At 42.5% G+C, this 25,301-nt stretch carries 17 protein-coding genes and 2 pseudogenes; 8 read left to right on the forward strand and 11 right to left on the reverse strand.

Annotated features, from left to right (window positions below):
• Positions 1-115 precede the first annotated feature (115 nt).
• The 8 genes and pseudogenes from BV11031_RS15030 to BV11031_RS15065 form a co-directional block, all read right to left on the reverse strand.
• Positions 116-1,588, reverse strand: a complete 1,473-nt coding sequence (locus BV11031_RS15030) for a DUF4179 domain-containing protein (protein ID WP_010329065.1) — start codon at positions 1,586-1,588, stop codon at positions 116-118.
• Positions 1,570-2,103 carry a sigma-70 family RNA polymerase sigma factor gene (locus tag BV11031_RS15035; RefSeq protein ID WP_010329064.1) on the reverse strand — a complete coding sequence of 178 codons (534 nt, stop codon included), beginning with the start codon at positions 2,101-2,103 and terminating at the stop codon, positions 1,570-1,572. The genes BV11031_RS15030 and BV11031_RS15035 overlap by 19 nt, the downstream gene beginning before the upstream one ends.
• A gap of 281 nt (positions 2,104-2,384) precedes the next feature.
• Complete coding sequence (locus BV11031_RS15040; RefSeq protein WP_010329063.1) at positions 2,385-5,162, reverse strand: DEAD/DEAH box helicase family protein; 2,778 nt, start codon at positions 5,160-5,162, stop codon at positions 2,385-2,387.
• 1 nt (position 5,163) lies between these two features.
• Positions 5,164-7,127: pseudogene (locus BV11031_RS23395) on the reverse strand (DNA methyltransferase).
• Positions 7,128-7,352: 225 nt separating this feature from the next.
• On the reverse strand, positions 7,353-8,894 hold the full coding sequence (guaA, locus tag BV11031_RS15050) for a glutamine-hydrolyzing GMP synthase (protein ID WP_010329062.1): 1,542 nt from the start codon (positions 8,892-8,894) through the stop codon (positions 7,353-7,355).
• Positions 8,895-9,054: 160 nt separating this feature from the next.
• Positions 9,055-11,262, reverse strand: a complete 2,208-nt coding sequence (locus tag BV11031_RS15055; RefSeq protein ID WP_010329061.1) for a DUF4129 domain-containing transglutaminase family protein — start codon at positions 11,260-11,262, stop codon at positions 9,055-9,057.
• 21 nt (positions 11,263-11,283) lie between these two features.
• A complete protein-coding gene (locus tag BV11031_RS15060; protein ID WP_026014465.1) occupies positions 11,284-12,480 on the reverse strand; it encodes a DUF58 domain-containing protein in 1,197 nt (398 codons plus the stop codon).
• Positions 12,477-13,439, reverse strand: a complete 963-nt coding sequence (locus BV11031_RS15065) for an AAA family ATPase (RefSeq protein WP_010329059.1) — start codon at positions 13,437-13,439, stop codon at positions 12,477-12,479. The genes BV11031_RS15060 and BV11031_RS15065 overlap by 4 nt, the downstream gene beginning before the upstream one ends.
• Before the next feature lie 296 nt (positions 13,440-13,735).
• Between BV11031_RS15065 and bglS the strand changes: the two genes are divergently transcribed.
• From bglS to BV11031_RS15100, 7 genes and pseudogenes are all read left to right on the forward strand, one after another.
• Entirely contained in the window at positions 13,736-14,467 is a 732-nt protein-coding gene (gene bglS, locus BV11031_RS15070) for a beta-glucanase (RefSeq protein WP_010329058.1), read from the forward strand.
• A gap of 406 nt (positions 14,468-14,873) precedes the next feature.
• On the forward strand, positions 14,874-16,280 hold the full coding sequence (gabP, locus tag BV11031_RS15075; protein ID WP_010329057.1) for a GABA permease: 1,407 nt from the start codon (positions 14,874-14,876) through the stop codon (positions 16,278-16,280).
• Between the two features lie 148 nt (positions 16,281-16,428).
• Complete coding sequence (cotA, locus tag BV11031_RS15080; protein WP_129550785.1) at positions 16,429-17,970, forward strand: outer spore coat copper-dependent laccase CotA; 1,542 nt, start codon at positions 16,429-16,431, stop codon at positions 17,968-17,970.
• A gap of 94 nt (positions 17,971-18,064) precedes the next feature.
• Positions 18,065-19,055, forward strand: a pseudogene (locus BV11031_RS15085) (DUF4003 family protein); the annotation flags it as partial.
• A gap of 18 nt (positions 19,056-19,073) precedes the next feature.
• Positions 19,074-19,889, forward strand: coding sequence for an alpha/beta fold hydrolase (locus BV11031_RS15090; RefSeq protein ID WP_010329054.1), 816 nt, complete (start codon positions 19,074-19,076; stop codon positions 19,887-19,889).
• An 82-nt stretch (positions 19,890-19,971) separates the two neighbouring features.
• Positions 19,972-20,181, forward strand: a complete 210-nt coding sequence (locus tag BV11031_RS15095; RefSeq protein WP_010329053.1) for a cold-shock protein — start codon at positions 19,972-19,974, stop codon at positions 20,179-20,181.
• 191 nt (positions 20,182-20,372) lie between these two features.
• A complete protein-coding gene (locus BV11031_RS15100; RefSeq protein WP_010329052.1) occupies positions 20,373-20,531 on the forward strand; it encodes a hypothetical protein in 159 nt (52 codons plus the stop codon).
• 31 nt (positions 20,532-20,562) lie between these two features.
• Here BV11031_RS15100 and BV11031_RS15105 read toward each other — a convergent pair whose 3' ends face one another.
• Complete coding sequence (locus BV11031_RS15105; protein WP_010329051.1) at positions 20,563-21,606, reverse strand: TolB-like translocation protein; 1,044 nt, start codon at positions 21,604-21,606, stop codon at positions 20,563-20,565.
• A gap of 63 nt (positions 21,607-21,669) precedes the next feature.
• Positions 21,670-22,041 (reverse strand): cell wall metabolism protein WalM, encoded by a 372-nt coding sequence (gene walM, locus BV11031_RS15110; protein ID WP_041952549.1) that lies wholly within the window; start codon positions 22,039-22,041, stop codon positions 21,670-21,672.
• Between the two features lie 438 nt (positions 22,042-22,479).
• On the opposite strand from walM, the gene bdhA reads away from it, so the two are divergent.
• On the forward strand, positions 22,480-23,520 hold the full coding sequence (bdhA, locus tag BV11031_RS15115; RefSeq protein ID WP_010329049.1) for a (R,R)-butanediol dehydrogenase: 1,041 nt from the start codon (positions 22,480-22,482) through the stop codon (positions 23,518-23,520).
• A 46-nt stretch (positions 23,521-23,566) separates the two neighbouring features.
• Here bdhA and BV11031_RS15120 read toward each other — a convergent pair whose 3' ends face one another.
• Complete coding sequence (locus BV11031_RS15120) at positions 23,567-24,988, reverse strand: sugar porter family MFS transporter (RefSeq protein WP_010329048.1); 1,422 nt, start codon at positions 24,986-24,988, stop codon at positions 23,567-23,569.
• Positions 24,989-25,301: the final 313 nt, after the last annotated feature.

A 25,301-nucleotide genomic window follows, 5' to 3' on the forward strand; every position in this document is an offset into this window, starting at 1 on the left:
ATGACAATATAAATAACGAACATTACTTATTAAAAAAATTGGTTTATTCGTCTATTGACTTAATTGGTATAAATGATAAAAAAACCGTATGCATGACTGCATACGGCTTTTCAGCTTATGATGACTTTTTTTCACCAGGCTGCTTCACCTGATGCACTGGTACAGTAAATGAGAATGGCTTTAGTTGAATAAGATCATTTATAACACCTTTATCGATATACAGACCATACTTATCAAACTCGAAATGTTTTAAAGACAGCTTATCAAGATAGGCATCATCCAGTTCAAAAGTGGATACCATTTCGGCAGTGTTCATATTTTTCACTTTAGCTGTATTTGCTTTCAAATAATAACCTTCTTCATAATAAGCCAACGGATCAGCCCATGATTTCATTTTTTTCATATCACCAAGGCCAATCATTTCACCTATATTCACTAAATCATTTTCATTCATGCTTGAGGTATCAATTCCAGTGAAGCGGTATTGCACCAATACTTTTCTTCCTTCTTGTTTCATGTTATTGACTTCAATCCCTATGTTTTGATGGTTTGTTTTTGAAACATGAAACGGCATCTCAGCATTTAGCGGGACGATTTCACTGCCCTCTGCCTCGGATTTAATATATGCTCTTAATGTTAGCTTTTTCGCTTTTGGATTGATTGGTGATTCTAACTGTGTTTGTCCTTTTACTCTTACCGTTCTCTCGTTTATTTTTTTGCGGTCTCCAAGCACGATGTTTGACATTGTCATCTCATATATGTTTCCTAAATCATCCTTGACTTCATCAATTGCCACCGTATCATTTTTTGCTATGCCTTGGTAATCTATTGTAAATTGAAGGACAGATCCGAGCTTTCCATTCTCCACTTGAATATTGGAAAATTGATAACGATTATGATAAGCGGATACCACTTTTGAGTTTTCTAAATAATTTGCTTTCTTTTTGATAATTGGCAGTTTGAACCTCCAATTTCCCTGTATTTCGTTGATATGAGTAATCACAAAGGGTACGGTTTCCCCATTTTTTATTTGAATGCCATTTGTATAAATCCTTAATTGTCCTGCATATTGTTTATTATTTATTTTTTTAAGCATTAAGGAATCATAGTTAATTGAAAAATTGTTGTTATAACTCCATTCGTCCACATCATACATGAGCTCTTTTTCATCAGACTGGAGGTTATCAACAGTAAAGTTATAGACAAGCTGTCCGGCATCGTAATAGGAGCTGTTTACAGAAACGGTGATTCCTCTGGATTCAGCCTTTTCATTCAAAGCTGTGACCAAATTGCTTTTAAACAATGATAGACCAACTTTATCTTGAAAATCCTTATAAATTTGTCCGACAATGGGGATGCTTCCCATCGCTTTGTTTACAGAGGGAAGAAAAAGACCAGATGATAAATACAATATACATACCACAGCAGCAATAGCCATTCCATTTGTAATGGTTCGTCCCCATTTAAAACGGCGTCTGCTGTTCCTGTCATTTTCAGCGCGAACAACAGCTTGATGTATTGCCTTTTTGAGTGCTTTCTTTGGCACTGCTATATCATCATACATCTGCTTCACTTGGTGTTTGTCCATTTGTTTTGAACCTCCTTTTCCAACTCCTGCTTCAATGCTTTTCTCGCTCTATGTAAATGGGTTTTGATCGTGCCTTCTGCCATTCCCGTTTGTTCAGCTATCATTGAAATCGAATAATCTTGAAAATAATAGAGCTGAATCGTGAGCTGAACATGTTCATCAAGTGAATCAATCGCATTTCGCAAATCCATGTGTTCCTCAATATTGGCTTGATCAGTTCCAGTATCATGATGTTTTTCAAATGGAACCATTTCTCCTTTCTTTTTATTCATGGCGAAAATGGAATGAATCAATATTCGAGTAAGCCACGTCAAAAAGTACTTTGGCTCTTTTAGTTTTCCTATATTCATAAAAGCTTTATAAGCCGTTTCCTGTACAGCATCAAGTGCATCTTCTTTGTTTCTTAAATAGAGATAGGCTGTTTTATATAACGTATCCTGATGTGTCAGCATAAGCTTTTCAAAGGCTCGCGTATTTCCTTTTCTCGCCTTTGTAATCAATCTTTCTTCCTTCACCTTATCCACCTCCTATCTTGTTAGATATAAAAACCACAGAAACGGTTTCAAAAAGGTACAAAGAAACGCCCCTTTTTTTGTAAAAGGGACGTTTTTCTACTCGCTATTTACTTATTCCCACTCAATAGAGCGGATAGGGCTTATAAAGGCTGTTGTTATCGCATTGCTTGCTAAGGTGTCCCCAATACCTTGGAGACAGTTTTGGTGACAATTGTTTCACCGCTTGATTACCTACAAATGCAAATTGCTCGGGTTCTAATAGTTTCGTTATTCTTGCCATCTTACTCACCATCAAGAACGATTCCTGAAGAGAACTCTAAGGTTTCTTGAACTGTGGAGGAATCAGTTGCTTCCTGCACTTGGGTAATTTCTGCAAGTTGAGCCATAGTTTTTTGACCATCACCCTTAGTATAAAATTTCAGCCCGCTAATTCGAACGTTCTTTGAATCATCTTCAAATTCCATTTCTGCTTGATGGTCGGTCATGTATAATAGCAAGTCTTGTTTCCATAACTCACTGACAAACCTGTCACCGCTCATTCCTTTTGGTTCAATGAATATTTGAAAATAAAACTCGTTATCCTCAAGAAATAAAATAAAGTCGGGTTGAAAGCCTTGTAAGTGCATTTCTACTGTTTCTCCTGCACGATTGATCCGTGAGCCATATTGGTGCAGTTTAACTTTTTCACTTTTGGCTGACTCACGATGCATATTTTCATCCATACGGAACAAGTAGACAGCCTTGTTATACTTTTGTTTCAACTCATCTACATGGGCTTTAATGCGCTCTATCAACTCGAACTCAAGCTTATTGACAATTGCTTTTTCATATACGTAAAATTCATCATTCATTTCATAAGCAGCAACCTTTTGTGTTGTTTCGTTCAATAGGTTTGCGGTGTCATACTCTGGAACACGCTTGTTGTAATTCGTTAGGTATTCTCTAATCGGATAGCCGATAAATCTATTGGTCCCCCGTTGCTTGACGTAACCTGACTTGAATTTCACTTCATATTCTTTCAATATATCGATGGTTACTTTCAAAATCTCATCTGGAGAAATATCTGACGCTTTGTATTCTTTAGGAACAGTCAAGTAGAGCTTCAAATTCCCTCCATTTAACCATTTTTCTCCATAGATAAATTCTTTCATAGAAGTCAGGAGGGGAAGATACTTTTTCAAATTATCAAACTTGTAAAACTCCAAGCGTTGGATGGCTTTCTTAATGAAACGAATATCAAATTTTTCAATACCGATAGTTTTTGTTTCAATATTTTCAACAGTAGCTTTATAAGAAACTTCCCGACTACCATAGTTCAAACTTCGGGAAATATCTGACTTATGGTTAATGCCATATTTTTCAATAGAGTCGAACCATTCGTCTGATACATCCTCGGCCTCGTTATAATAGATTTTCCCTGTTTTATAGGTATCTGTTTTCTTGAAGGAAGGTTTAACTTTAATTTCAATAGGCGGATTTTTCTTATCTTGTCCCGTTGGTAAATCCATTTGTTCCAAAGAGCCCACTAGCTGTTTCAAATATTGAGGTTCATTCATTGTATGGTAGTGGAGGGTTTCTAAAAATAATTGCTTATTTGAAGAATCATTGTCATATCTCCGCTGATAGCTTTTCTCACCTTCAATTTCAAATGGATAATACCTTGCACCTCGTCCAATCAATTGAGCTTCAACCATTGTAGCGTTCTTATTCGTGCCTGCTTCTTTTTCGATACGAACAATATCATATAGATTGAGCACATCCCACCCCTCTGTAAGTTTTGCCACAGCAAAAACTACACGATAGAGATTATTAGAGTTTTCGAGCGTGTTCAAGGCTTCATACTGACCTTTTTCAAGCATATTGCCACTGGCATCGTTGGCATTCAAAACATTTCGTGGGTCAAAGTCCTGTTTAATCTCACGAACAATCTTTGCTAAATCATTTTCATTTTGCAGGTAGAAATTATAAGCCAACTTTAGTGCAGAGCTTTCATTACTATCCAATGCTTGCTGACGTTGGATGAATGATACTAGATCACTTACGTTTAGATTGGTAATGAGTTCATTAAAGACTTTTGTTGCTTCAAGTGAGATTGCAACTTTTGGTGATTTGAACATAATCACGGGCTTGAACGATCCCGTGACACCCTCAGCATAGGCACGATATTTTCGGAATTGTGAGAGTAACACCACGTTCAGCATTTTATCTTCATCACTTGCGGATGTTTCAATACGCTTAACCTGCTTAGAGTACCCATCAAACATAAGTTTGTTTAACGGATAACGGTAAACGACTTTATCACGATACTTGTTGTAAATTGCTTCCTTGTCAAAATCCACTGTTGCCGTGAACTCTAGCAATAGATTCTTTTTCTCCTTTTCATCCCTAGCCCTTAGAATCTTATTGATAGCAGATTCCCAAGTGTTCTCAGCTTCTTTTTCTGATTTTGTGCTTGCGGAATAGTGATGAGCTTCATCAGCCAAAACAACTACAGGGTGATTTTCATAATCAGATAAACCCATTGTATTCTCTTTTAACACAAACAAATCATCTGATACCTTTTGCACGGATGAAAGCTTGATATAAATGGTATTATTTTGGCGAACATGAGGAAAACGCTCAACTTGTCGAATATAAATTCGTTGTCCGTCAATCTCAATTTTTTCTTGAAAAAGATATTTCTCACTATTTTGATTTACCAAATTATCCTTCGTTTTCATAAGGACGGAATTTGTATTTACCGTAAACAAGAAATTCTGATACTTAAGTTCCTGATAAAGGTAGAGAATTAGACCCGCCATTAAATCCGTTTTCCCTGAACCAGTCGCCATATTAAACAGAACGTGTTGAGGACTGGGATTGATCTGGGTTTGCGTATAGTGATAGTTACGCATTGCTTCATCCTGATAATCACGTAACGTATGGAGTAAATTTTGATTGATATACTCTGGAATAACGTATCCTTGATGATGACTAAATAAGTTTTGTTCTGCTTTCTTAGCTTGCTCAATTAAAGGAAATTTACGAGCATTAGCAGGAGTTTTCTTTGCTCTTGCCATATTACTCACCACCTTCATAGAACGCTTTGTTAAAATCGTAGTCCTCGTCAGAAATTAAGTCACGGACATTCTTATCATCAATTTCCGAGTAGTTATAGTAAAGTCCATTCTTATCAAGCAATTTGATTAACAGACGTTTATTTTCATCAAAGCCTTCAGTCCAATCAATTTTTGATAAGTCAGCACGGAAGGTAATATCCGCAGGTTCATCTGTATCAGTACCTAATAGCATACGTTTGTAAACTGATTTGAGTTCGTCAACGGTCTTTGAGTGGATAATATCTTGGAGGTAACCCATATTTTTAGGGAATAGTTCTGCATAGACAAATGAACCACCACCTTGCCAGTTAACGTCTTTAGAAATACCACCTTGCTCACCTTCAATAACTTTTTGTAATCTTGGAACAGATACGGTATTGATATAGTCCATTTGTTCAATACCAATGAAACGACGATTCATTTTCATTGCTACAGCTTGTGTAGTAGCTGAACCCATATGAAAATCCAAAACTAAATCTTGTTCATCCGAACCTATTTTGATAATTTCGCTTAATAAGTTTTCTGGTTTCGGGAAACTAAAAATTTTCCCATTAAAAAGTTTCTGTAATTCTTCTGTTCCCCTGCGATTGGAAAACTTTGCATCCTGCCAAATTGTACGAGGAATCTGCTGTTTCGGTCTCATTTTCTGAGCAATTCTATAAGTGCCATCAGCTTTTATTTGTCCAACTAGTTCAGTCTTTCCTAATGCCTTGGATTTCTCTTTTCCCCAACGCCAAACAAATTGAGTTCCATCTGTTTTAGAGATTGGAGGATAAACCTCAACCGTATGCTGCTCATCTTTTTCTAAAGAAACTGTACTATATCCTTTCTCATCTATGTTTTCAGAGACATAGAATGGATAATATAGATTAGGACGATTTCCCTTATGAAACGCTGAGTTACTATTAAATAAAGGATGGAGATAGTACTTACTAAATTCATCTTCTTGTTTAAACTTAGTATCAGATACATCTAATGCAAAGGTTTTCGCTGATTCTAATTCCTTTGCATACGCATGGATGTATTCATGCGTCTGTGCAAAGGAGCCGTAATCACGTCCGTTTGGAGCTGATACATTGATTACCGTGCCTAGATAAGCTTTTTCAAAAACCTCATCCATTAATAGCTTTAACTCCGCAAACTCATTCCTATCAATGCTGACGAAAATAACACCATCATCCGTCAGTAATTCTCTTGCAATCTCCAATCGATTCTTCATGAAATAAGCCACGCTGATTGATTGAATTTATCGTTATATGAAAAGCTGTCATTTCCAGTATTGTAAGGTGGGTCAATATAAATCAGTTTCACCTGACCTGTATAGAATTCTTTTAATGTATGCAAAGCCAACAAATTATTTCCTTTGATAATCAGATTGTCTTTCTCCTTATCAAAAGAAACAACACCATTATCGACACTGACTGACGAATTATCCCCGAAACGTTTAACATTCGTCAATATTTTCATATCAAAAAGACGGTCAATCTCATCCTTTTCAATGACCTCGTTTAAAAAGGCATCATCATAGCCATCTTCGCTATTTTCCTTTGTCATGGAAGCAGTAAGCACACCATCTTTGAACGGAAAATCTAACACCACGTCTTGGCTGTCCTGTAAGAACTTCCCTTTTGAAGCTAACCCGACACGATTTTCATACTTGGTGTAACTTGTATCCCAGTAATCATTGTAGAGAATCGCTTCCTCAAGTTGTTCAATTTGAAATAACTTCTGTCCTGCAACTTCCTTGATAAAATGTTGCTTGATAAATTCCACTTCAAATAACTTGCTAAGAAGTGTTTCATCATAATTCCGTAAATCATCCGTGAGTTTTGAACGGTTCAATTCTTCCCCAACTAAGTATTTTCCGTCAAAAGAAGATAACGCCTTTTTTAGTTCATCAAAAATCTTTGGTTCAACCTTTGCCATTTCATTCATTCCCTTAACAATATTTATTTCTAATTATAACATTGAAACCAATCCCCATATAGGCAAACCACAGAAAGAAAAAACTCCCACCGACTATCATTCGGTGAGAGTTTTTTGGCTACAATCTTGGAGACATATCAAATGATTTTTCAACTCCAAAAGTCACTTGAGTTTTACCTAAATGGCATAAAACCAATGTTTTCGGTCGTATAAAGTGTCACTAGTTTATTCCCACTCAATCGTCGCAGGCGGCTTACTTGTAATATCGTACACCACGCGGTTAATGTGCTTCACTTCGTTTACGATACGTGTCGAAATGACTTCAAGCACATCCCACGGGATACGCGCCCAGTCAGATGTCATGCCGTCAATTGATGTAACGGCGCGGATTCCGATTGTGTAATCATATGTTCTTGCGTCACCCATAACACCAACGCTGCGGATGTCAGGAAGAACAGTGAAGTATTGCCAGATATCACGCTCTAACCCGTGATTCGCAACTTCTTCACGTAAAATCGCATCTGATTCACGAACGATTTCAAGCTTTTCTTCTGTTACTTCGCCAAGAACGCGGATTCCGAGGCCCGGTCCTGGGAAAGGCTGGCGCCAAACGATGTCATCGGGAATGCCGAGCTCTGTGCCAAGCGCGCGCACTTCGTCTTTGAAGAGCGTGTTTAACGGCTCGATCAGTTCAAACTGCATGTCTTCTGGAAGCCCGCCGACATTGTGGTGAGATTTGATCGTTTGCGCCGTTGCCGTACCGCTCTCGATGATATCAGTGTAAAGCGTTCCTTGTGCAAGGTAGTCGATGCCTTTGAGCTTGTCCGCTTCATCATCGAACACGTAAATGAATTCATTGCCGATGATTTTGCGTTTTTGCTCAGGATCAGAAACGCCTTTTAGTTTATTTAAGAATCTATCTTGTGCGTCTACTTTAATGACATTCATGTTAAAGCCTTCACTGAATGTTTTCATAACCCCTTCAGCCTCGCCTTTACGGAGAAGGCCATGGTCTACAAAGATACAAGTCAGCTGGTCGCCGATCGCTTTATGAATCAAAACAGCAACAACAGAGGAATCAACGCCGCCGCTTAGCGCGCAAAGAACCTGCTTGTCTCCGACCGTTTCACGGATTTTTTGCATTTCGATTTCGATAAAGTTCTCCATTGACCATTTGCCTTCACATTCGCAAACGCCGAATACAAAGTTTTTCAAGAGATCATTGCCATATTCAGAGTGGCGCACTTCCGGGTGAAACTGAACGCCGTACCATTTTTTGTCCGCTTTGCTCATCGCTGAGTTCGGGCAGTGATGGCTTGTCGCGTCAACAGTGAAGCCTTCAGGAACTTCCACAACCAAATCGCCGTGGCTCATCCAAACCACTTGTTCGTTCGGAAGATCTTTGAACAAATCAGGTGTGCCTTCGATGTGGATCTTTGCTTTTCCGTATTCACGCTGGCTTGCCGCTTCGACTTTACCGCCAAGGTAATGAGTCATCAGTTGCATGCCATAGCAAATGCCCAATACAGGAATATCAAGCTCGAAGATTTTCTCGTCACAGCGGAAAGAGTTTTCATCATACACACTGTTTGGACCGCCGGATAAAATAATTCCTTTTGGATTCATTTCTTTAATTTCTTCAGCCGTCAATGTATGGGGATGCAGCTCGCTGTATACACCGAATTCACGGATACGGCGTGTAATCAGCTGGTTATACTGACTGCCGAAATCAAGGACAAGAATCATTTCATTCACTAACTTTGTCATGGTTGTCACCTAATCTCCTCTAAGTTTTTTGACACAGAAAAAAACGAGGACAGATATGAAGCCGCTCCGCCCTCTTTGGCAAGGCCGTTTGCCGAAGTCCGGCAACTCGCTCCCAGACTCCGATAATATTCACTAATTCTAACAACACGTCGATAAGCGGTCAAGACCATCTTCTTTTAATTAAATTTTCCCATAACTTTCTGGATTCATTCCAAAGTGAAGCCGAATCTTCATTTCTGTAAAGCGCCCGTTCATAGCGTAGTGTCAGCTTTGACATGTCTTCCGAGCCATATTTTCCATCGATTCGTTTCGCATAATCACGCAGCGTTTCACTGTCTCTTTTCGGCAGTCCCCTTCTCTTCAGCTGTTTGAGCAGAGCGCCATACGCCTCGAAAAACACGATCTGATCGCTGCGGCGCTTCCACCTTCTCACAACGAAAATAGGAATCCATAACGAGCGGAAAACATACAGCAAAATCGCTGCCAAGAGCAGAGCTGCTAGAATCGCAATTGCCCCATACCAGCCCGCACCGGCATGTGCATGTGAAGCAGACGGTTTTTTAGACTCAAGGGTCTCGCGTTTTTCCTTTTGTTTTTCCGGCTGTTTTTTCTCTTCTTTCTGCTCCTCTTTTGTTTTCTCCGGTGAGCTGCTGCCTTCGCTGCCGCCGGAATCCTGTGTGTCAGAAGAAGTAAACACAGCCGGGTTTGTAAACCCTTTCGTCGGCTCAAATGTGACCCAGCCCTGTTCTGGGAAATACACCTCGACCCAGGAATGGGCATTGTTATTGGTCACTTCGTAGATGCTGCCGTTTTTGTTTCCTGCTTCTTTATATTCGCCTGATGTATACCCCTTTACCCAGCGGGCCGGAATGCCAGCCGAACGGAGGAGCACCACCATTGCGGAAGAAAAGTTATCACAGTAGCCCATCTTTGTTTCAAACAGAAATTGGTCGACATAATCCTCATGATCCTTAGGGATGGTCACGTTTTCGGTTTCATATGCGAACTGGTTTGAGCCTAAATAGTCCTCCACCGCTTTCACCTTATCAAACATATTATCGTGTTCCTGAGTCAGCTTGGCCGCAAGGGTTCTCACCCGCTCAGGCAGTGATTCTGGCAGCTGCATAAAGCGGTCGCTGAATGTGTATTCCTCACTGTTGTTTCTCACTTTTACCTTTCTCAGCTCATCCAGCTTGTAGACCGGGGAATTGTATGTGATGGTATACCTCCCCATATTTCTGATCTCACCGGCTTGCTCACTGATCGGAGAAATTTGTTCTGTGTTCCCGTTCATTTCAAGTGAGACAGCCTGCTTTGGCTTTATGGCCTTCGCACCGATCGGATACATGACATGGTTATACCCGTAGTGTTCATCGACTTTTACACGGACGGTGCTGCGCTCTGTCTCAACCTTGTGGTCAAACCATAGATTTTCAACTTGCCCTCCGCTTAGCTGATAGGACATGCCTGTATCCGTTTCAATCCAGCCTTTTCCGGTATACGTATCCTTCGTTTCCACACGAAAATACGTGCGCTCTTTTCCCTGCCAAGTAAAAACAGGTGTATCATCCTGCTGAAACGGGCCTCCGAGTGATTCATCATGGTTTCCGTATCCGATTTTGCTTTCACCAGCCGGCACACGTTCTTGATTGGTGATTTTTTTGAGAAAAGGCACCGGATCAGGCCAAGCCGGATCCGACTTTGGAGCCGAAAGTCCGAATCCCACCGCAGCCAAAATAAATACGGATAACGGCAGAAACCATTTGAGGACAGATGTTTTCGGCAACGCGATTCTTTCCATCAGCTTGATGCGTTCTAAGTATAAAAGGCCAAGCATAAAGAAGCCGATCAGCACGATACGGATGACGGCATAAGTGGCATCATATGGCGTAAAGGTATCAAGAATCGTAATATACGCTACTGTCATCATAAAGAAAAATAAGATTCTTCTCTGGTAAATCACCCAATAATGAAGGAGATAGACCAACAGCCACAGCAGCACAAAAAACAGCAGGGTCCGAAATGAAGGAATCATGTCATTCCATTGCCCTGATTGAATCAACGTGATATTCAAATAGACATCCTGTAAAAAAGAGCTGACCCAGCTCAAGTCAAATATGGAGCCTTGATAAAACAGGATGTGTACTGAGATCAACGTAAATAAGACACAAAAAGGAACAGTGACAAACCATCTCATCCTGAAAAAGGTCAGCAGAAACGTCAAGCCGATAAAGACAATAAAAAAGCCTGTATGTTTCGTATCTGTAAAACGGTCAAGCGGCCTGAGCCACTCCCAAAGCAATAAAAACGCCAGAAAATAAAATAACAGCAAGCTCAAACGGCTTCCCTTCTGATCATCGTGCGGCATGTGCACCCGTCACCTCTCTTTCTAAACAACACGCGAAACTCGTCCGCCTCTCATGACCTGAACTCTGATTTGTCGTTTCTTCATCTGCTCGATCATGACATTTTCAGCTTGAGACAGCTCAGCATCTTTCTCTTTTGCCAGGATGACTGTAACCCGGCCGCCCCCGGTTTCCGCGATGTGCAGCAAATCTTCCGTGAACTGTCCTGTGACGAGCACCTTATCAGCCTTGCGGACAGATGGCTTCCCCAGCTCCTCCCGTACATATCGGCTTACCGGGTCAGCCGCATCACAGTGAGTGACGGCTAAATGCCGAAGCATTCGCTTAAAATGCTGCTCTCCCTCTTGAATAGGAAAAAGCGTTTTTTCCTTTCCGACTGAGGCCAGTCCCGCCCCCGCGCCGCTTTGTAAAACAGAATGAAGAATCGAAGCTGACACTGAAACGACCTCTTCGAATGCTTCAGAGGAAGAACGGTCCATCAGAAGAAACAGGTTTTTGCTTCGAGATGGTTCAAATTCCTTCGTCATCAGCTGGCTCCGCCGCGCGGAGGCCTTCCAGTCTAATGCAGCAAACCGGTCTCCCGGCTGATAATTCCGCACACTTGCTGCGACTGTGGAATGGTGCTGATGAACCGGAGAAGAACCGCTTACCCCATCTTCCTGATGCCTTTCATTCACCTGATAAGAAAGACGCTGAAAGGCTGGATAAACAAACAGGGTATCATCAAGCTCATAAAAAGCTGTTTTTTCAATCAAGCCGAGAACATCCCCGGTTCGCACCCTGACAGCTTGAAAATGATGCTCTCCGCGCGGTATACGAGCTAATTCATACGACATCGTCATACTCCTTTTAAACCATGGAAAAACGAGCCGTTTGGCCGCGGCTTCATCTCGTTTCAATGGCTCGAGTCCTTCCGGCAGGCAATCTTCAATCACCATATACATCAGCGGAAACGGCAGCTTCCTTCTCAGCGTAACCGACACGCCCAGCCTGTCACCGGCATGCAATTGTGTTTTGGCCACTTCCCTTGAAGCCTGAAAAGAGCGAAGCGGATATAATGCCAGCAATCCGGCATACACGACAAAAGGAAGAAACGCATAAAACAAAAACCAGCTGACAAATCCGCCCTGAAACATTGCGTAAGAAAAAACAGCAGCCGTCAATAGCGTTAATGCAATCAGCTTCCACCCATATACCAACCATTGCATCTTCTTCATCAGCGGATCGACGGCCTTTGAACCGGCACCTTCACAACGGACATGATCTCCCGTACGATCGCGCCTGCCTCGATTCCTTCAAATTTCGCCTCTGACTGCAGCAGCATACGGTGCGGAAGCGTGAAAGGAGCCAAATATTGAATATCATCCGGAATGACATAGTCACGATGATGAAGCAGCGCATATGCTTGGGCCGCTTTCATGAGAGCGATTGATCCGCGCGGACTGACGCCTAATTGAACAGAGGCATGCTGTCTCGTTTTCTGAACGATTTCTACAATATATTCTTTGATGCTGTCATCGACGCGGACATTTTGCACTTCCCTCTGTAAACGGATGAAGTCTTCTCTTGTAATAACCGGCTCAAGCGTCTCTATTGGATGGCTTTTTTCCTGAAGAGATAAGACGTCCAGTTCCTCATGAAAGGAGGGATAACCCATGCGAAGTTTGAATAAAAAACGGTCAAGCTGGGCTTCCGGCAATGGGTACGTCCCTTCATATTCGAAGGGGTTTTGCGTTGCCATCACAAAAAACGGAGCGGCAAGCGGCATCGTATAGCCGTCTACTGTAACGCTTCCTTCTTCCATCGCTTCAAGCAAAGCAGACTGTGTCTTCGGAGAGGTACGGTTGATTTCATCGGCCAGCACGATATTTCCCATAATCGGGCCGGGACGGTATTCAAATTCCAACGTTTTCGCATTATAGATGGATACGCCTGTTACATCAGACGGCAGCAAATCCGGAGTGAATTGAATTCTTTTGAAATCGGCGCCGATTGACTTGGCCAGCGCGCGAACCATCATCGTTTTCCCAACTCCGGGTACATCCTCAAGCAGCACATGCCCTTTGGCTAGAATGGCTGCTAAGCTGAGTATGGCGATGTCTCGTTTTCCAACCATTACTCTATTAATATGTTCAACTGCTTTTCCCAGCAAAGGATGCAGGTCTTCTTGGTATGCCATTCTTTTCCTCCTAGTCATCTACAAAATTCTTCATATTGTAACCTAACTTTACCACAAAAAGCGATCTCTATAAAAAAACGATTCTAGCAAATTGTTTCCAATAAAGCAGGACAAATCATACAAAAAGAGCTTCCCGTGCCAGGAAGCAAAACCAAATCCCTTTTCAATCTAAAAAGATAGGTACAGAATGCTAGTAAGTAAGATTCTTTATATCGTTATTTTGACCGATGTTCCCTATTAAAAGAATTATGTATGATCAATTAAGAAAACGCTTTCAAAGAAAGGGGTATGCCAACATGTCTTATCGTATGAAACGAGTGTTATTGCTTCTTGTCACTGGATTGTTTTTGAGTTTGTCTGCATTCACATCTACTGCCTCGGCTCAAACAGGCGGATCGTTTTTTGACCCTTTTAACAGCTATAACCCCGGTTTTTGGCAAAAAGCAAATGGTTACTCGAATGGGGATATGTTCAACTGCACTTGGCGTGCAAATAACGTCTCCATGACGTCATTTGGTGAAATGCGTTTAGCGCTAACAAGTCCATCCTATAACAAGTTTGACTGCGGGGAAAACCGTTCTGTTCAAACATATGGCTATGGACTTTATGAAGTCAGAATGAAACCAGCTAAAAACACAGGTATCGTTTCATCGTTCTTCACGTACACAGGTCCAACGGATGGAACGCCTTGGGATGAGATTGATATCGAATTTTTAGGAAAAGACACAACAAAGGTTCAATTTAACTATTATACAAATGGGGCAGGAAACCATGAGAAGCTTGTGGATCTCGGATTTGATGCAGCCAATGCCTATCACACATATGCGTTCGATTGGCAGCCAAACTCTATTAAATGGTATGTCGATGGGCAATTAAAACACACTGCGACAAGCCAAATACCGACAACGCCAGGAAAGATTATGATGAACTTGTGGAATGGTACGGGTGTCGATGAATGGCTCGGTTCCTACAATGGTGTAACACCGCTATACGCTCATTACGACTGGGTGCGTTACACAAAAAAATAAAGTCAAATATGACAAGAGCCTGCTGCCTCAATATAGCCAGGCTCTTATGATTGTAGGGAAAAGTTGTTGGCATGAATGGGCGAATCTTATCGAGAGGATATCAGCCCCTCTTTCTCTTTCGAAATCGCCCGCTGCCGTCCACGCCGCAATCGTTATCCGGCAGTTCTTATTTAGCAGAAAGATAGATTCTCCGGCAAGGATGCAAGCGGTTCAGTTCAATAGTGATAATAGATCAATTTTCTTTTTATCCAAGCTTACCTGCTGAAAACTTCATAAATAAAAACCCACAAATTTGAAACAAACTGTCATATTTTCTCACACAGATTATCGGCAAAACGTTTATTTATGATAGAGTTTCAATTATCATAATATTCAGTATTCATTACATTCTTTAAGGAGGTAATCTATGAACCAGCAATCAGGATTAAAAAAAGACTTAAAAACACGCCATATGACCATGATTTCGATCGCGGGCGTGATCGGCGCAGGCCTATTTGTAGGCAGCGGTTCAGTCATTCACTCGACCGGCCCCGGTGCCATTGTTTCTTACGCGCTAGCCGGCTTACTGGTTATTTTCATCATGAGAATGCTCGGTGAAATGTCTTCCGTAAACCCGACGAGCGGATCGTTTTCTCAATACGCTCATGACGCCATCGGGCCATGGGCAGGATTTACAATCGGCTGGCTGTATTGGTTTTTCTGGGTCGTCGTCATCGCGATCGAAGCAATTGCTGGAGCCGGCATCCTTCAATACTGGTTCCACGATATTCCACTGTGGCTCACAAGCTTAGTTTTGACCGTATTGCTTACGCTGACGAATATTTACTCCGTTAAATCATTCGGGGAATTCGAATATTGGTTCTCCCTTATTAAGGTCGTTACGATCATTTTGTTCTTAATTGTTGGGTTCGCTTTCATTTTTGGATTCGCACCAGGCAGCAGTCCAGTGGGCTTCTCCAACTTGACGGGCCAAGGCGGATTTTTCCCGCAAGGCATCAGCTCCGTATTGCTTGGCATTGTCGTCGTTATTTTTTCCTTTATGGGAACGGAAATCGTTGCGATCGCTGCAGGAGAAACATCCAATCCATTAGAATCCGTGACAAAAGCGACGCGCTCCGTTGTGTGGCGCATCATCGTCTTTTACGTCGGCTCTATCGCCGTTGTCGTTGCGCTTTTGCCTTGGAATTCAGCCAATATTTTAGAAAGCCCGTTCGTCGCTGTGCTAGGGCATATCGGTGTTCCCGCAGCCGCGCAGATGATGAATTTCATTGTCCTCACCGCTGTACTCTCTTGCCTGAATTCAGGTTTGTACACCACATCCAGAATGCTGTATTCACTTGCGGAAAGAAACGAAGCACCGCGCCGCTTTATGACATTAAGCAAAAAAGGAGCCCCTGTACAGGCGATTGTTGCCGGTACATTTTTCTCATATATCGCGGTTGTGATGAATTACTTTTCTCCCGATACCGTCTTTTTATTTTTAGTCAATTCATCAGGCGCCATTGCACTGCTTGTCTATCTCGTCATCGCTGTTTCCCACTTAAGAATGCGTAAAAAACTTGAAAAAACGAACCCCGAAGCGCTGAAGATAAAAATGTGGCTCTTCCCGTACTTAACCTACGTGACCATTATCGCCATCTGCGGAATTTTAGTATCTATGGCATTTATTGATTCCATGAGAGACGAGCTGCTGCTGACAGGCGTCATCACAGGGGTTGTTCTCATTTCTTACCTTGTATTCAGAAAACGCAAGGTGGGCGAAAAAGCGGCATCCAAATCCATCACACAGCAGCAGCCCGACATCCTGCCTTAATCTAATCACTCTTATACGGACTGCCTTTAGGATTTTTATGATTATCTTTCTCTGGGAGGCGGCGGCACACAGATTTTCTTGTAACCATCACGTCCTTATCGACATTAACTATAGTACCAATTTGAAAAATTAGATAAGGACGATGAAAATGACACTTGAAAAATTTGTGGATGCTCTCCCAATCCCAGAAACACTAAAGCCAGTGCAGCAAACAAAAGAAAAGACATACTACGAAGTGACCATGGAGGAATGCGCTCATAAGCTTCACCGCGATCTCCCTCCGACCCGCTTGTGGGGTTACAACTGCCAGTTTCCCGGGCCTACCATTGAGGTCAATAGAAATGAAAACGTTTATGTAAAATGGATGAACCACCTTCCTTCAACACATTTCCTTCCGGTCGACCACACCATTCATCACAGTGACAGCCAGCATGAAGAACCCGAGGTCAAGACCGTCGTTCATTTACACGGAGGCGTCACGCCAGAGGATAGCGACGGGTATCCGGAGGCCTGGTTTACCAAAGACTTTGAACAAACAGGCCCTTATTTTAAACGAGAGATTTATCATTATCCGAATCAGCAGCGCGGTGCTATTTTGTGGTATCACGATCACGCCATGGCGCTCACCAGGCTGAATGTCTATGCCGGACTCATCGGCGCTTATCTCATTCACGATCCAAAGGAAAAACGATTAAAGCTCCCTTCCGGCGAATACGACGTGCCGCTTCTGATCACAGACCGCACGATCAACGGGGACGGTTCTTTGTTTTATCCAAACGGGCCGGAAAACCCTTCCCCGTCACTGCCTAACCCTTCAATCGTTCCGGCGTTTTGCGGAGAAACCATACTCGTCAACGGGAAGGCATGGCCATACTTGGAGGTCGAACCGAGAAAATACCGCTTTCGCGTCATCAACGCCTCCAACACAAGAACCTATAACCTGTCACTCGATAATGACGGGGAGTTTATTCAGATTGGTTCAGACGGAGGGCTCCTGCCGCGCTCTGTAAAACTGAACTCATTCAGTCTAGCTCCAGCTGAACGCTATGATATCATCATTGACTTCACAGCCTATGAAGGTCAGTCGATCATATTGGCAAACAGCGAGGGCTGCGGCGGTGACGCCAATCCCGAAACAGATGCGAATATCATGCAATTCAGAGTCACAAAACCATTGGCACAAAAAGACGAAAGCAGAAAACCAAAATACCTTGCCTCATACCCTTCCGTTCAGAATGAAAGAATACACAACATCAGAACACTGAAACTGGCAGGTACTCAGGACGAATACGGCAGACCCGTCCTTCTCCTCAATAACAAACGCTGGCACGACCCTGTCACAGAAACGCCAAAAGCAGGCACAACTGAAATCTGGTCCATTATCAACCCGACACGCGGAACACACCCGATCCACCTGCATCTGGTCTCCTTCCGTGTATTAGACCGGCGTCCGTTTGATATCGCGCGTTATCAAGAAAGAGGGGAATTGTCCTACACCGGCCCGGCTGTTCCGCCGCCGCCAAGTGAAAAGGGCTGGAAAGACACCATTCAGGCTCACGCCGGTGAAGTCTTGAGAATCGCGGCGACATTCGGGCCATATAGCGGACGATACGTATGGCACTGCCATATTCTTGAGCATGAAGACTATGACATGATGAGACCGATGGATATAACAGATCCCCATAAGTAACCAAACAAACTTGCCTATTACGGCAAGTTTTTTGTATATGAAACTTTCAGCTCAATAGATCGTATAACATAAAAATGGAAAAAAGGAGCCTTTTATGCGGACTTACAATCTCAATGACAAAACAAAGCAGTACATTTCCATTTATGACGAATTAAAATCAAAATTAAAATGGAAAGTTGCACACGATCAGATATTAATGCTCATTTCTTCTGCATATATTGTAAATAGAAGAGAGTTTGATTTTCAGCGTTTTTATGATTTGAGCAGCTATATCAAATCAAACATCGGCAGTTTCTCAACTCTCAATTCACATCACCGCTTTACGGTTGCTTCCATGCTGGACATTCATTTTCAGCATGAGGCAAAACAAACATTTCTCACTTTCATCGACGTATACGATGAAATGGTGACGCTTGGATATAAGCGGGATATATTCACATACTTTGCCGCTTTGATCCTGCTCACCGGCAATTCTGACACAACAAACCAAAGAGAACAGATGAACATGGGGCTTTCTGTTTATCAGCAGATGAAGAAAAATCATTACTTTCTCACTTCACCCCAGAATATTCCCCTCGCCGTATTGCTTGGTGAAAACAGAAACGGTTTACAGGCGCTAAACAAGGCGGAAACATGCTATCAGCTGCTGGCGGCCAACGGGTTTAAAAAAGGGCAGTACTTACATCAGGTCAGCCATATTCTGGCCTTACAAAGTGAAAAAGACCCTGAAACACTTGTTTCTCATTACAAACATACATATCAATCCATTACTGATTCTTTCAAAAAGCCTAAGGATTATCATTACCCGGACCTTGCGCTTCTGACATTCCTAGAAGAACCAGATACGAAAACCGTTTTGGCTATCGCTCATGAATTAAACCAAGAAAAAGCATTTAAATGGCAAAAAGATATGAATGTCAAAATTGCTGTCAGTTTATATCTCAGTGAGCATATGGAGACAAATCAGCTGATGGAATCAGGCCTGTACACCGCTATCGAAACAGTCATTCAGGCTCAGCAGGCAGCCGTGACAGCAGCTGTCATCAGCACAACAGCAAGCAGCCAGTCATTCTCATGACGGAAACGAAATCAGGAGGGGACACATGCCATACATCACATTAGAAGATCAGACGCGCTTATACTATGAAACGCACGGGACCGGTACACCGATCGTGTTTATACACGGGGTGCTGATGAGCGGACAGTTTTTCCACAAACAATTTTCATCACTCTCTGCCAATTATCAGTGTATTCGCCTCGACCTTAGAGGACATGGCGAATCCGACAAAGTGCTTCACGGCCACACCATTTCCCAATATGCCCGCGACATAAACGAATTTCTAGTAGCAATGGAGCTCGATCATGCCGTTCTCGTCGGCTGGTCAATGGGCGCTTTTGTCGTATGGGATTATCTCAATCAATTTGGGAATGATAACATACAAGCCGCTGTGATTATCGATCAATCCGCTTCCGACTATCAATGGGAGGGATGGGAGCACGGCCCGTTTGATTTTGACGGTTTAAAAACGGCGATGCACGCCATTCAGACTGACCCGCTGCCATTCTACGAGCGTTTCATCCTTAATATGTTCGCGGAACCGCCTGCTCAGACAGAAACAGAATGGATGCTGGCAGAAATCCTTAAACAGCCGGCCGCCATTTCAAGCACAATTTTATTTAACCAAACGGCTGCGGATTACCGCGGCGCCCTTCAAAACATTAATGTGCCGACATTGTTATGCTTCGGAGAAGACCGCAAATTTTTCTCGACAGCAGCTGGAGAACACTTGCGAAGCAATCTTCCAAACTCGACACTCGTCACCTTTTCTAAAAGCAGCCATTGCCCGTTTTTAGAAGAGCCCGGCGCTTTTAACAGTACACTCCTCTCCTTTTTAGACGAGCAGATTGGAAAGTCATAAAGAAAAAGGAATTAGGAGATTAGGGAAAAGTATGAGACAATAGAAATTGTGCAGTAAAATACATGAGGGAAGAAGTGACTTTATGTCTTACTATAACAAACGAAATCAAGAACCGCTGCCTAAAGAAGATGTAAGTACTTGGGAATGCACAAAAGAAGACTGCAACGGCTGGACCAGAAAAAACTTCGCAAGCAGTGACACGCCATTGTGCCCTTTGTGCGGAAGCAAAATGATCGACGGCATCCGTTCATTAGTGAATCTCCAAAACAACAGTCAAACGAAAACAAGCTAGCTCTTCCCTATAACAAATGCAGTCTTCCGCAAGCACACACTCCCCAAACGGAGACGCAAATTCTATATCCAGAGACTAAAAGCCTCATTTCAAAAGAGGCCTAAAACAAAGAAAGAAGCCCAAAACTGTAAACGTTGAGGGCTTCTTCTGTCTATTTTATGGTATAATATGGATATCGAAGGGGTGATAACATGATTGCAAACCAACAGCAAAAAGATCTGGAAAAAAGGGCTAGATTCAAAAACCTGAACCTTGCAATGAACGCTTATGTTGAACTTCTGTTTTTGTCAATACCTCTGATCCATCTCTTTAAATGGCTCGGATCATTAGCCTTGCATCTCGTCCATTAAAAAACCGCTCAGCCCATGCCGAGTGGTTTTTTCAGTTAATCACAGAAAAGCTGTTGATAATGCCGTTCGGATTTTCCCACACCTTTTTGAACGTCTTATTTTCAAGGTTATAGGAATAAATCGTCCTCACCTTCGCTTCACGTCCTGTTTCATCCTTCAGCTTTTTGGCCCCCTTGGCTTCGGCGAGAAAATAAATGCTCTTGCCATCCGCAGAGAACTGCGGCTGGGCGTCAATTAACAGCTTGAATGATTTTTGATTTGTAATGATGGTTTCATATTTTTTCGTATCCGCATTCAGCATCTGAACAGCAGCGGTTTGCTCCGTTCCTTTTTGTGTATAGGATGTAAACAAAATCTGTTTATCATCATCAGAAACAGCAATATCGCTGATAAACTGGTCAAGGCTCTTCAGCTCAGCGAAATTGTTTTGATGGCCGGCCGCAAAATGAATCGTTGCCGGTTCAGGATCGATCCCCTTTTCGTTCGCTTCATCTGTTTTCTTGTAATCTTCTTCTACAGAATAATGCAGCAAGGCAAATGAATCTGATTTCTTGTTATAAAAGAAGCCGCTGACGCTGTCATCCTGGTCATTCGCGGCAGGATAAAGGTTTTTGTATTTCTTCGTTTTCAGATCAAAGGATGCGATCCGGAAATTGCTTTCATCCGCTTTTCCTAAACGGAAATAGATGGTTGAACGGTCCTTTGACAAAAACAAACTGTCCGCACTCTCCGCACCTTTATAGAGGATTGTCTTTTTATTAGACTTTAGATCCAGCTTAAAAAGCCTCATTTCATTTTGATCATTATTGCCCGTATAATAGAGCACCTGCTGCTTTCGATCCAAAGCAAATGCCGGATAGCCGGTCAGCTTGTCCTCATGGATCACCTTGTCATTTTCATAATACTTCGTCTTTAGATCGGTATTCGTAATCGAAACAAGCAGCTGATCACCGCTTTCCGTATGTACTGAAACATCAGCAGCGCTCTCATGGCCTTTATCCTTGGCAGCATAAAACGCAAAACCCGCTGCAGCGGCTGCTATCACGACAGTTAATAATAGGATTCTTTTTTTCATCTTTTATCTCCACCAATAGAAAAAGCAAGAATGCGACTTCTTGCTTTACAGATTATATGTAGATTAATAGCTGTAATGTCCCGCTACTTTCCCTTTGCTTAATGGGTATCCAAGCGCTTTAAACGCTTTAGGGCTTACATCCAGAACTGCGTTAGGCATTCTGCCAACATCATTTTTGTACACCGTAATAACCTTTTTAGGCTTCGCTTTTGCATAAGCTCTGATTTTTGTCCCGTTCTTAGGAACATCAAATCCGATCTTGGTCGCACAATCCCAGTGTCCAAGCTTTTTGCCTGAAGAGCCTTTTTTCCCGACTCCATTATACCAAGTAATATTTCCGTTCACATGTTTCGCACTGGCATCTGATGAAAAACTGAAAACTCCCAAAGTACTTCCTGCTAAAATAAAAGCGGCTAAAATGATTTTCTTCAACATTTCGTCCCCCTGTTTGTTAACATCTAGAAAAATTATACACGATCAACCAGGGGATTTTTATTTCAATATCCTTACAGTAATGTTACAAACTCTAGGATAATTGACTCTGTTAAAATAAACCATGGAAGATTATCCTATTATAATTGCAATATAAGCGTTATAATTGTTGATAGAGTAGTCATCGCATTCAATATGAACGAATCATTACCGTATTGTTCAAACCAAATTCATAGTTATGTAAACGATTCATACTCTCATATAAAGAAAAAAGAGTGTGCGAGACTCTTTTTTCTTCAAAGTTTCTTTTTTCAAAAAAACGCAGATTATATTATATAAAAATTTCATTTCGTTTTTGGTTTTAAAAATGGCGATTTTGTGAACAGTTCATATTGATCGGTGCGGAATTACTCATATCAAAAGATATAGGAGTGGTAATCCATGAAGGCAGCAAGATGGCATAACCAAAAGGATATCCGTATTGAACATATTGATGAGCCAAAAACAGAGCCCGGAAAAGTAAAGATCAAAGTCAAATGGTGCGGCATCTGCGGCAGTGATTTACACGAGTATCTGGGCGGCCCGATCTTTATTCCGGTTGACAAACCGCATCCATTAACGAATGAAACAGCACCTGTCACTATGGGCCATGAATTCTCCGGTGAGGTTGTTGAAGTTGGAGAAGGCGTTGAAAACTATAAAGCAGGAGACCGCGTCGTAGTCGAACCGATTTTTGCAACGCATGGCCACCAAGGCGCCTACAATCTTGATGAACAAATGGGATTCCTCGGCTTAGCAGGCGGAGGCGGCGGTTTCTCCGAGTATGTATCCGTCGATGAAGAACTTCTGTTCAAACTCCCTGAGGAATTATCATATGAACAAGGCGCTCTCGTTGAGCCTTCTGCGGTCGCTTTATACGCTGTCCGTTCAAGCAAAATCAAAGCCGGTGACAAAGCGGCTGTATTCGGCTGCGGCCCGATCGGACTTCTTGTGATTGAAGCGCTGAAAGCTGCCGGCGCGACTGATATTTACGCTGTTGAGCTTTCACCTGAACGCCAACAAAAAGCTGAGGAGCTTGGAGCGATCATCGTTGATCCTTCTAAAACAGACGATGTAGTGGCTGAGATTGCAGAACGTACAGGAGGCGGTGTTGACGTCGCATTTGAAGTCACTGGCGTTCCAGTGGTGCTGCGTCAAGCGATCCAATCCACTACAATTGCCGGTGAAACAATTATCGTCAGCATTTGGGAAAAAGGCGCGGAAATCCATCCGAACGATATCGTCATCAAAGAACGCACAGTCAAAGGAATTATCGGATACCGCGACATCTTCCCGGCTGTATTATCATTAATGAAAGAAGGCTATTTCTCCGCTGACAAACTCGTAACGAAAAAAATCGTATTAGACGATTTAATCGAGGAAGGCTTCGGCGCTCTTATTAAAGAGAAAAACCAAGTCAAAATTCTTGTCAGACCTAACTAATGGAACAAAAAAGAATCCGCGCCCGTATGCGGATTCTTTTTTTATTTCATCCAACCACTTCAGAGCTGGAATCATTCTTCGCCTCGCCGCGGTCATAAGCGCGGAAATGGCCCTCGAGCTGCTCAAGCGAAAGCCCTTTCGTTTCCGGTAAAAACGTCTTCACAAACAGGACAGAGCAAATCCCTAGTACAACGAAGATAAAGAACGTTGTGGACAGCCCGATGGCGGCCAGCAATATCGGGAAAGTGAAACTGACTGCAAAATTCACCATCCACAGGCAGAACACCGTGACGCCCATTCCCAAACCGCGAAGGCGGAGCGGGAAAATCTCAGAAAGCATGAGCCACGTCACTGGGGAAATCGCCCCTTGCTGGAATGCAAGGAATGTCACTGTTAACGACAGAACCACATATGGAAGAGCCGATGATCCTTCGAGCACAAGGGAGAATATCCCGATCAGCAATAACGCCGTTGTCGTACCGATCAAACCTGTCATCAGCATCGGCCGGCGGCCTACTTTACCAAGAAGCCAGATTCCAACGAACGTTGCCAATACCGAAATCACGCCATTTGCGATATTTCCGATTAATGCGGCTTCCGTTTGAAAACCGGAATCTCTTAAAATTTCAGTCCCATAATACATAATTGAGTTTACACCTGTAATTTGCTGCACAACCGCAATCCCGATTCCAATGAACACAATCCGGCGCACCCATGGGACTGCAAGGTCTTTAAACGTCGCTTTTTCAAGCTTATCTTCTTTTTTGAAAGCGGATTCAATTTCTTCCAGCTCAGACACGGCCTGCTTGTCATTCCTGATTTTTTTCAATACCCGCAAAGCATCTTCTTTTCTTCCTTTCGAAACGAGCCAACGGGGGCTCTCAGGCATTCTAAGCATTCCGAAAAACAAGAATACCGCTGGGAGCGACGCAATGACGAGCATAAATCTCCACACATTGGAGCTGTCTCCCATTGTTGTCCCGAGGATCGCATTAAAAACAAAAGCCAAAAGCTGTCCGGATACAATCATCAATTCATTCTGCGTCACCATCCGCCCCCTGCTTTCCATAGGAGACATCTCCGCTAAATAGGCGGGAACCGTAACTGATGCGCCCCCGACCGCAATACCAAGCACAAAACGGGAAATAATCATAATCGTTACATTTGGCGCAAACGTACACCCGAGCGTTGAAAAGAAAAATATAACAGCGAGGAACAAAATATTTTTGCGGCGCCCGTTAAAATCAGACATCCTGCCGCCAAACACAGCACCCAGTGCGGCTCCAAAAAGAAGTGAACTGGTGACGAGCCCCTCTGTGAAGGCATTGAGATTTAGCTGGTCCGGCTCTCCCATATAAGGCAAAGCTCCGTTAAGCACACCCGTATCATAACCGAAGAGGAGACCGCCGAAAGTCGAGACTATAATAACCGTACGTAAAAATGACATTTGATTGCCTTGTTTATTCATACTGTTTCCCCCAGTCTTTTTCAGAATCGATCAATGCGTATTTCAAAAACTCATTCTAGGGCTGCTGCTTTTCTTACATTTGGTGAGCAGGCTTCAGAAAAAATTCGTTATGTTTATCCAATGGCCCCATTACCTTCCCTCCTGCTTAGCCTTTCTGTTCCCTTGGAAGCGATTTCATTTTCCATTAAAGAAACAGTGAGCACTTCTTTGTACAAACACTTGACAACTTGTTACTTTATAGTCACTTTATAGTTCTATTGTAGTAATATCATAGTGACATTTTTGTTACATCTGATATTATCATAATTATAAA

The sequence above is a fragment of the Bacillus vallismortis genome (genome assembly GCF_004116955.1).
GTDB lineage: Bacteria > Bacillota > Bacilli > Bacillales > Bacillaceae > Bacillus > Bacillus vallismortis.

Coding starts and splice junctions, on each gene's coding strand:
- BV11031_RS15055 (WP_010329061.1), bottom strand. CDS start 11,262: ATGCCGCACGATGATCAGAAGGGAAGCCGTTTGAGCTTGCTGTTATTT.
- BV11031_RS15105 (WP_010329051.1), bottom strand. CDS start 21,606: ATGAAAAAAAGAATCCTATTATTAACTGTCGTGATAGCAGCCGCTGCA.
- gabP (WP_010329057.1), top strand. CDS start 14,874: ATGAACCAGCAATCAGGATTAAAAAAAGACTTAAAAACACGCCATATG.
- bdhA (WP_010329049.1), top strand. CDS start 22,480: ATGAAGGCAGCAAGATGGCATAACCAAAAGGATATCCGTATTGAACAT.
- BV11031_RS15090 (WP_010329054.1), top strand. CDS start 19,074: ATGCCATACATCACATTAGAAGATCAGACGCGCTTATACTATGAAACG.
- BV11031_RS15100 (WP_010329052.1), top strand. CDS start 20,373: ATGATTGCAAACCAACAGCAAAAAGATCTGGAAAAAAGGGCTAGATTC.
- walM (WP_041952549.1), bottom strand. CDS start 22,041: ATGTTGAAGAAAATCATTTTAGCCGCTTTTATTTTAGCAGGAAGTACT.
- bglS (WP_010329058.1), top strand. CDS start 13,736: ATGTCTTATCGTATGAAACGAGTGTTATTGCTTCTTGTCACTGGATTG.
- BV11031_RS15030 (WP_010329065.1), bottom strand. CDS start 1,588: ATGGACAAACACCAAGTGAAGCAGATGTATGATGATATAGCAGTGCCA.
- BV11031_RS15065 (WP_010329059.1), bottom strand. CDS start 13,439: ATGGCATACCAAGAAGACCTGCATCCTTTGCTGGGAAAAGCAGTTGAA.
- BV11031_RS15040 (WP_010329063.1), bottom strand. CDS start 5,162: ATGGCAAGAGCAAAGAAAACTCCTGCTAATGCTCGTAAATTTCCTTTA.
- BV11031_RS15095 (WP_010329053.1), top strand. CDS start 19,972: ATGTCTTACTATAACAAACGAAATCAAGAACCGCTGCCTAAAGAAGAT.
- cotA (WP_129550785.1), top strand. CDS start 16,429: ATGACACTTGAAAAATTTGTGGATGCTCTCCCAATCCCAGAAACACTA.
- BV11031_RS15120 (WP_010329048.1), bottom strand. CDS start 24,988: ATGAATAAACAAGGCAATCAAATGTCATTTTTACGTACGGTTATTATA.
- guaA (WP_010329062.1), bottom strand. CDS start 8,894: ATGACAAAGTTAGTGAATGAAATGATTCTTGTCCTTGATTTCGGCAGT.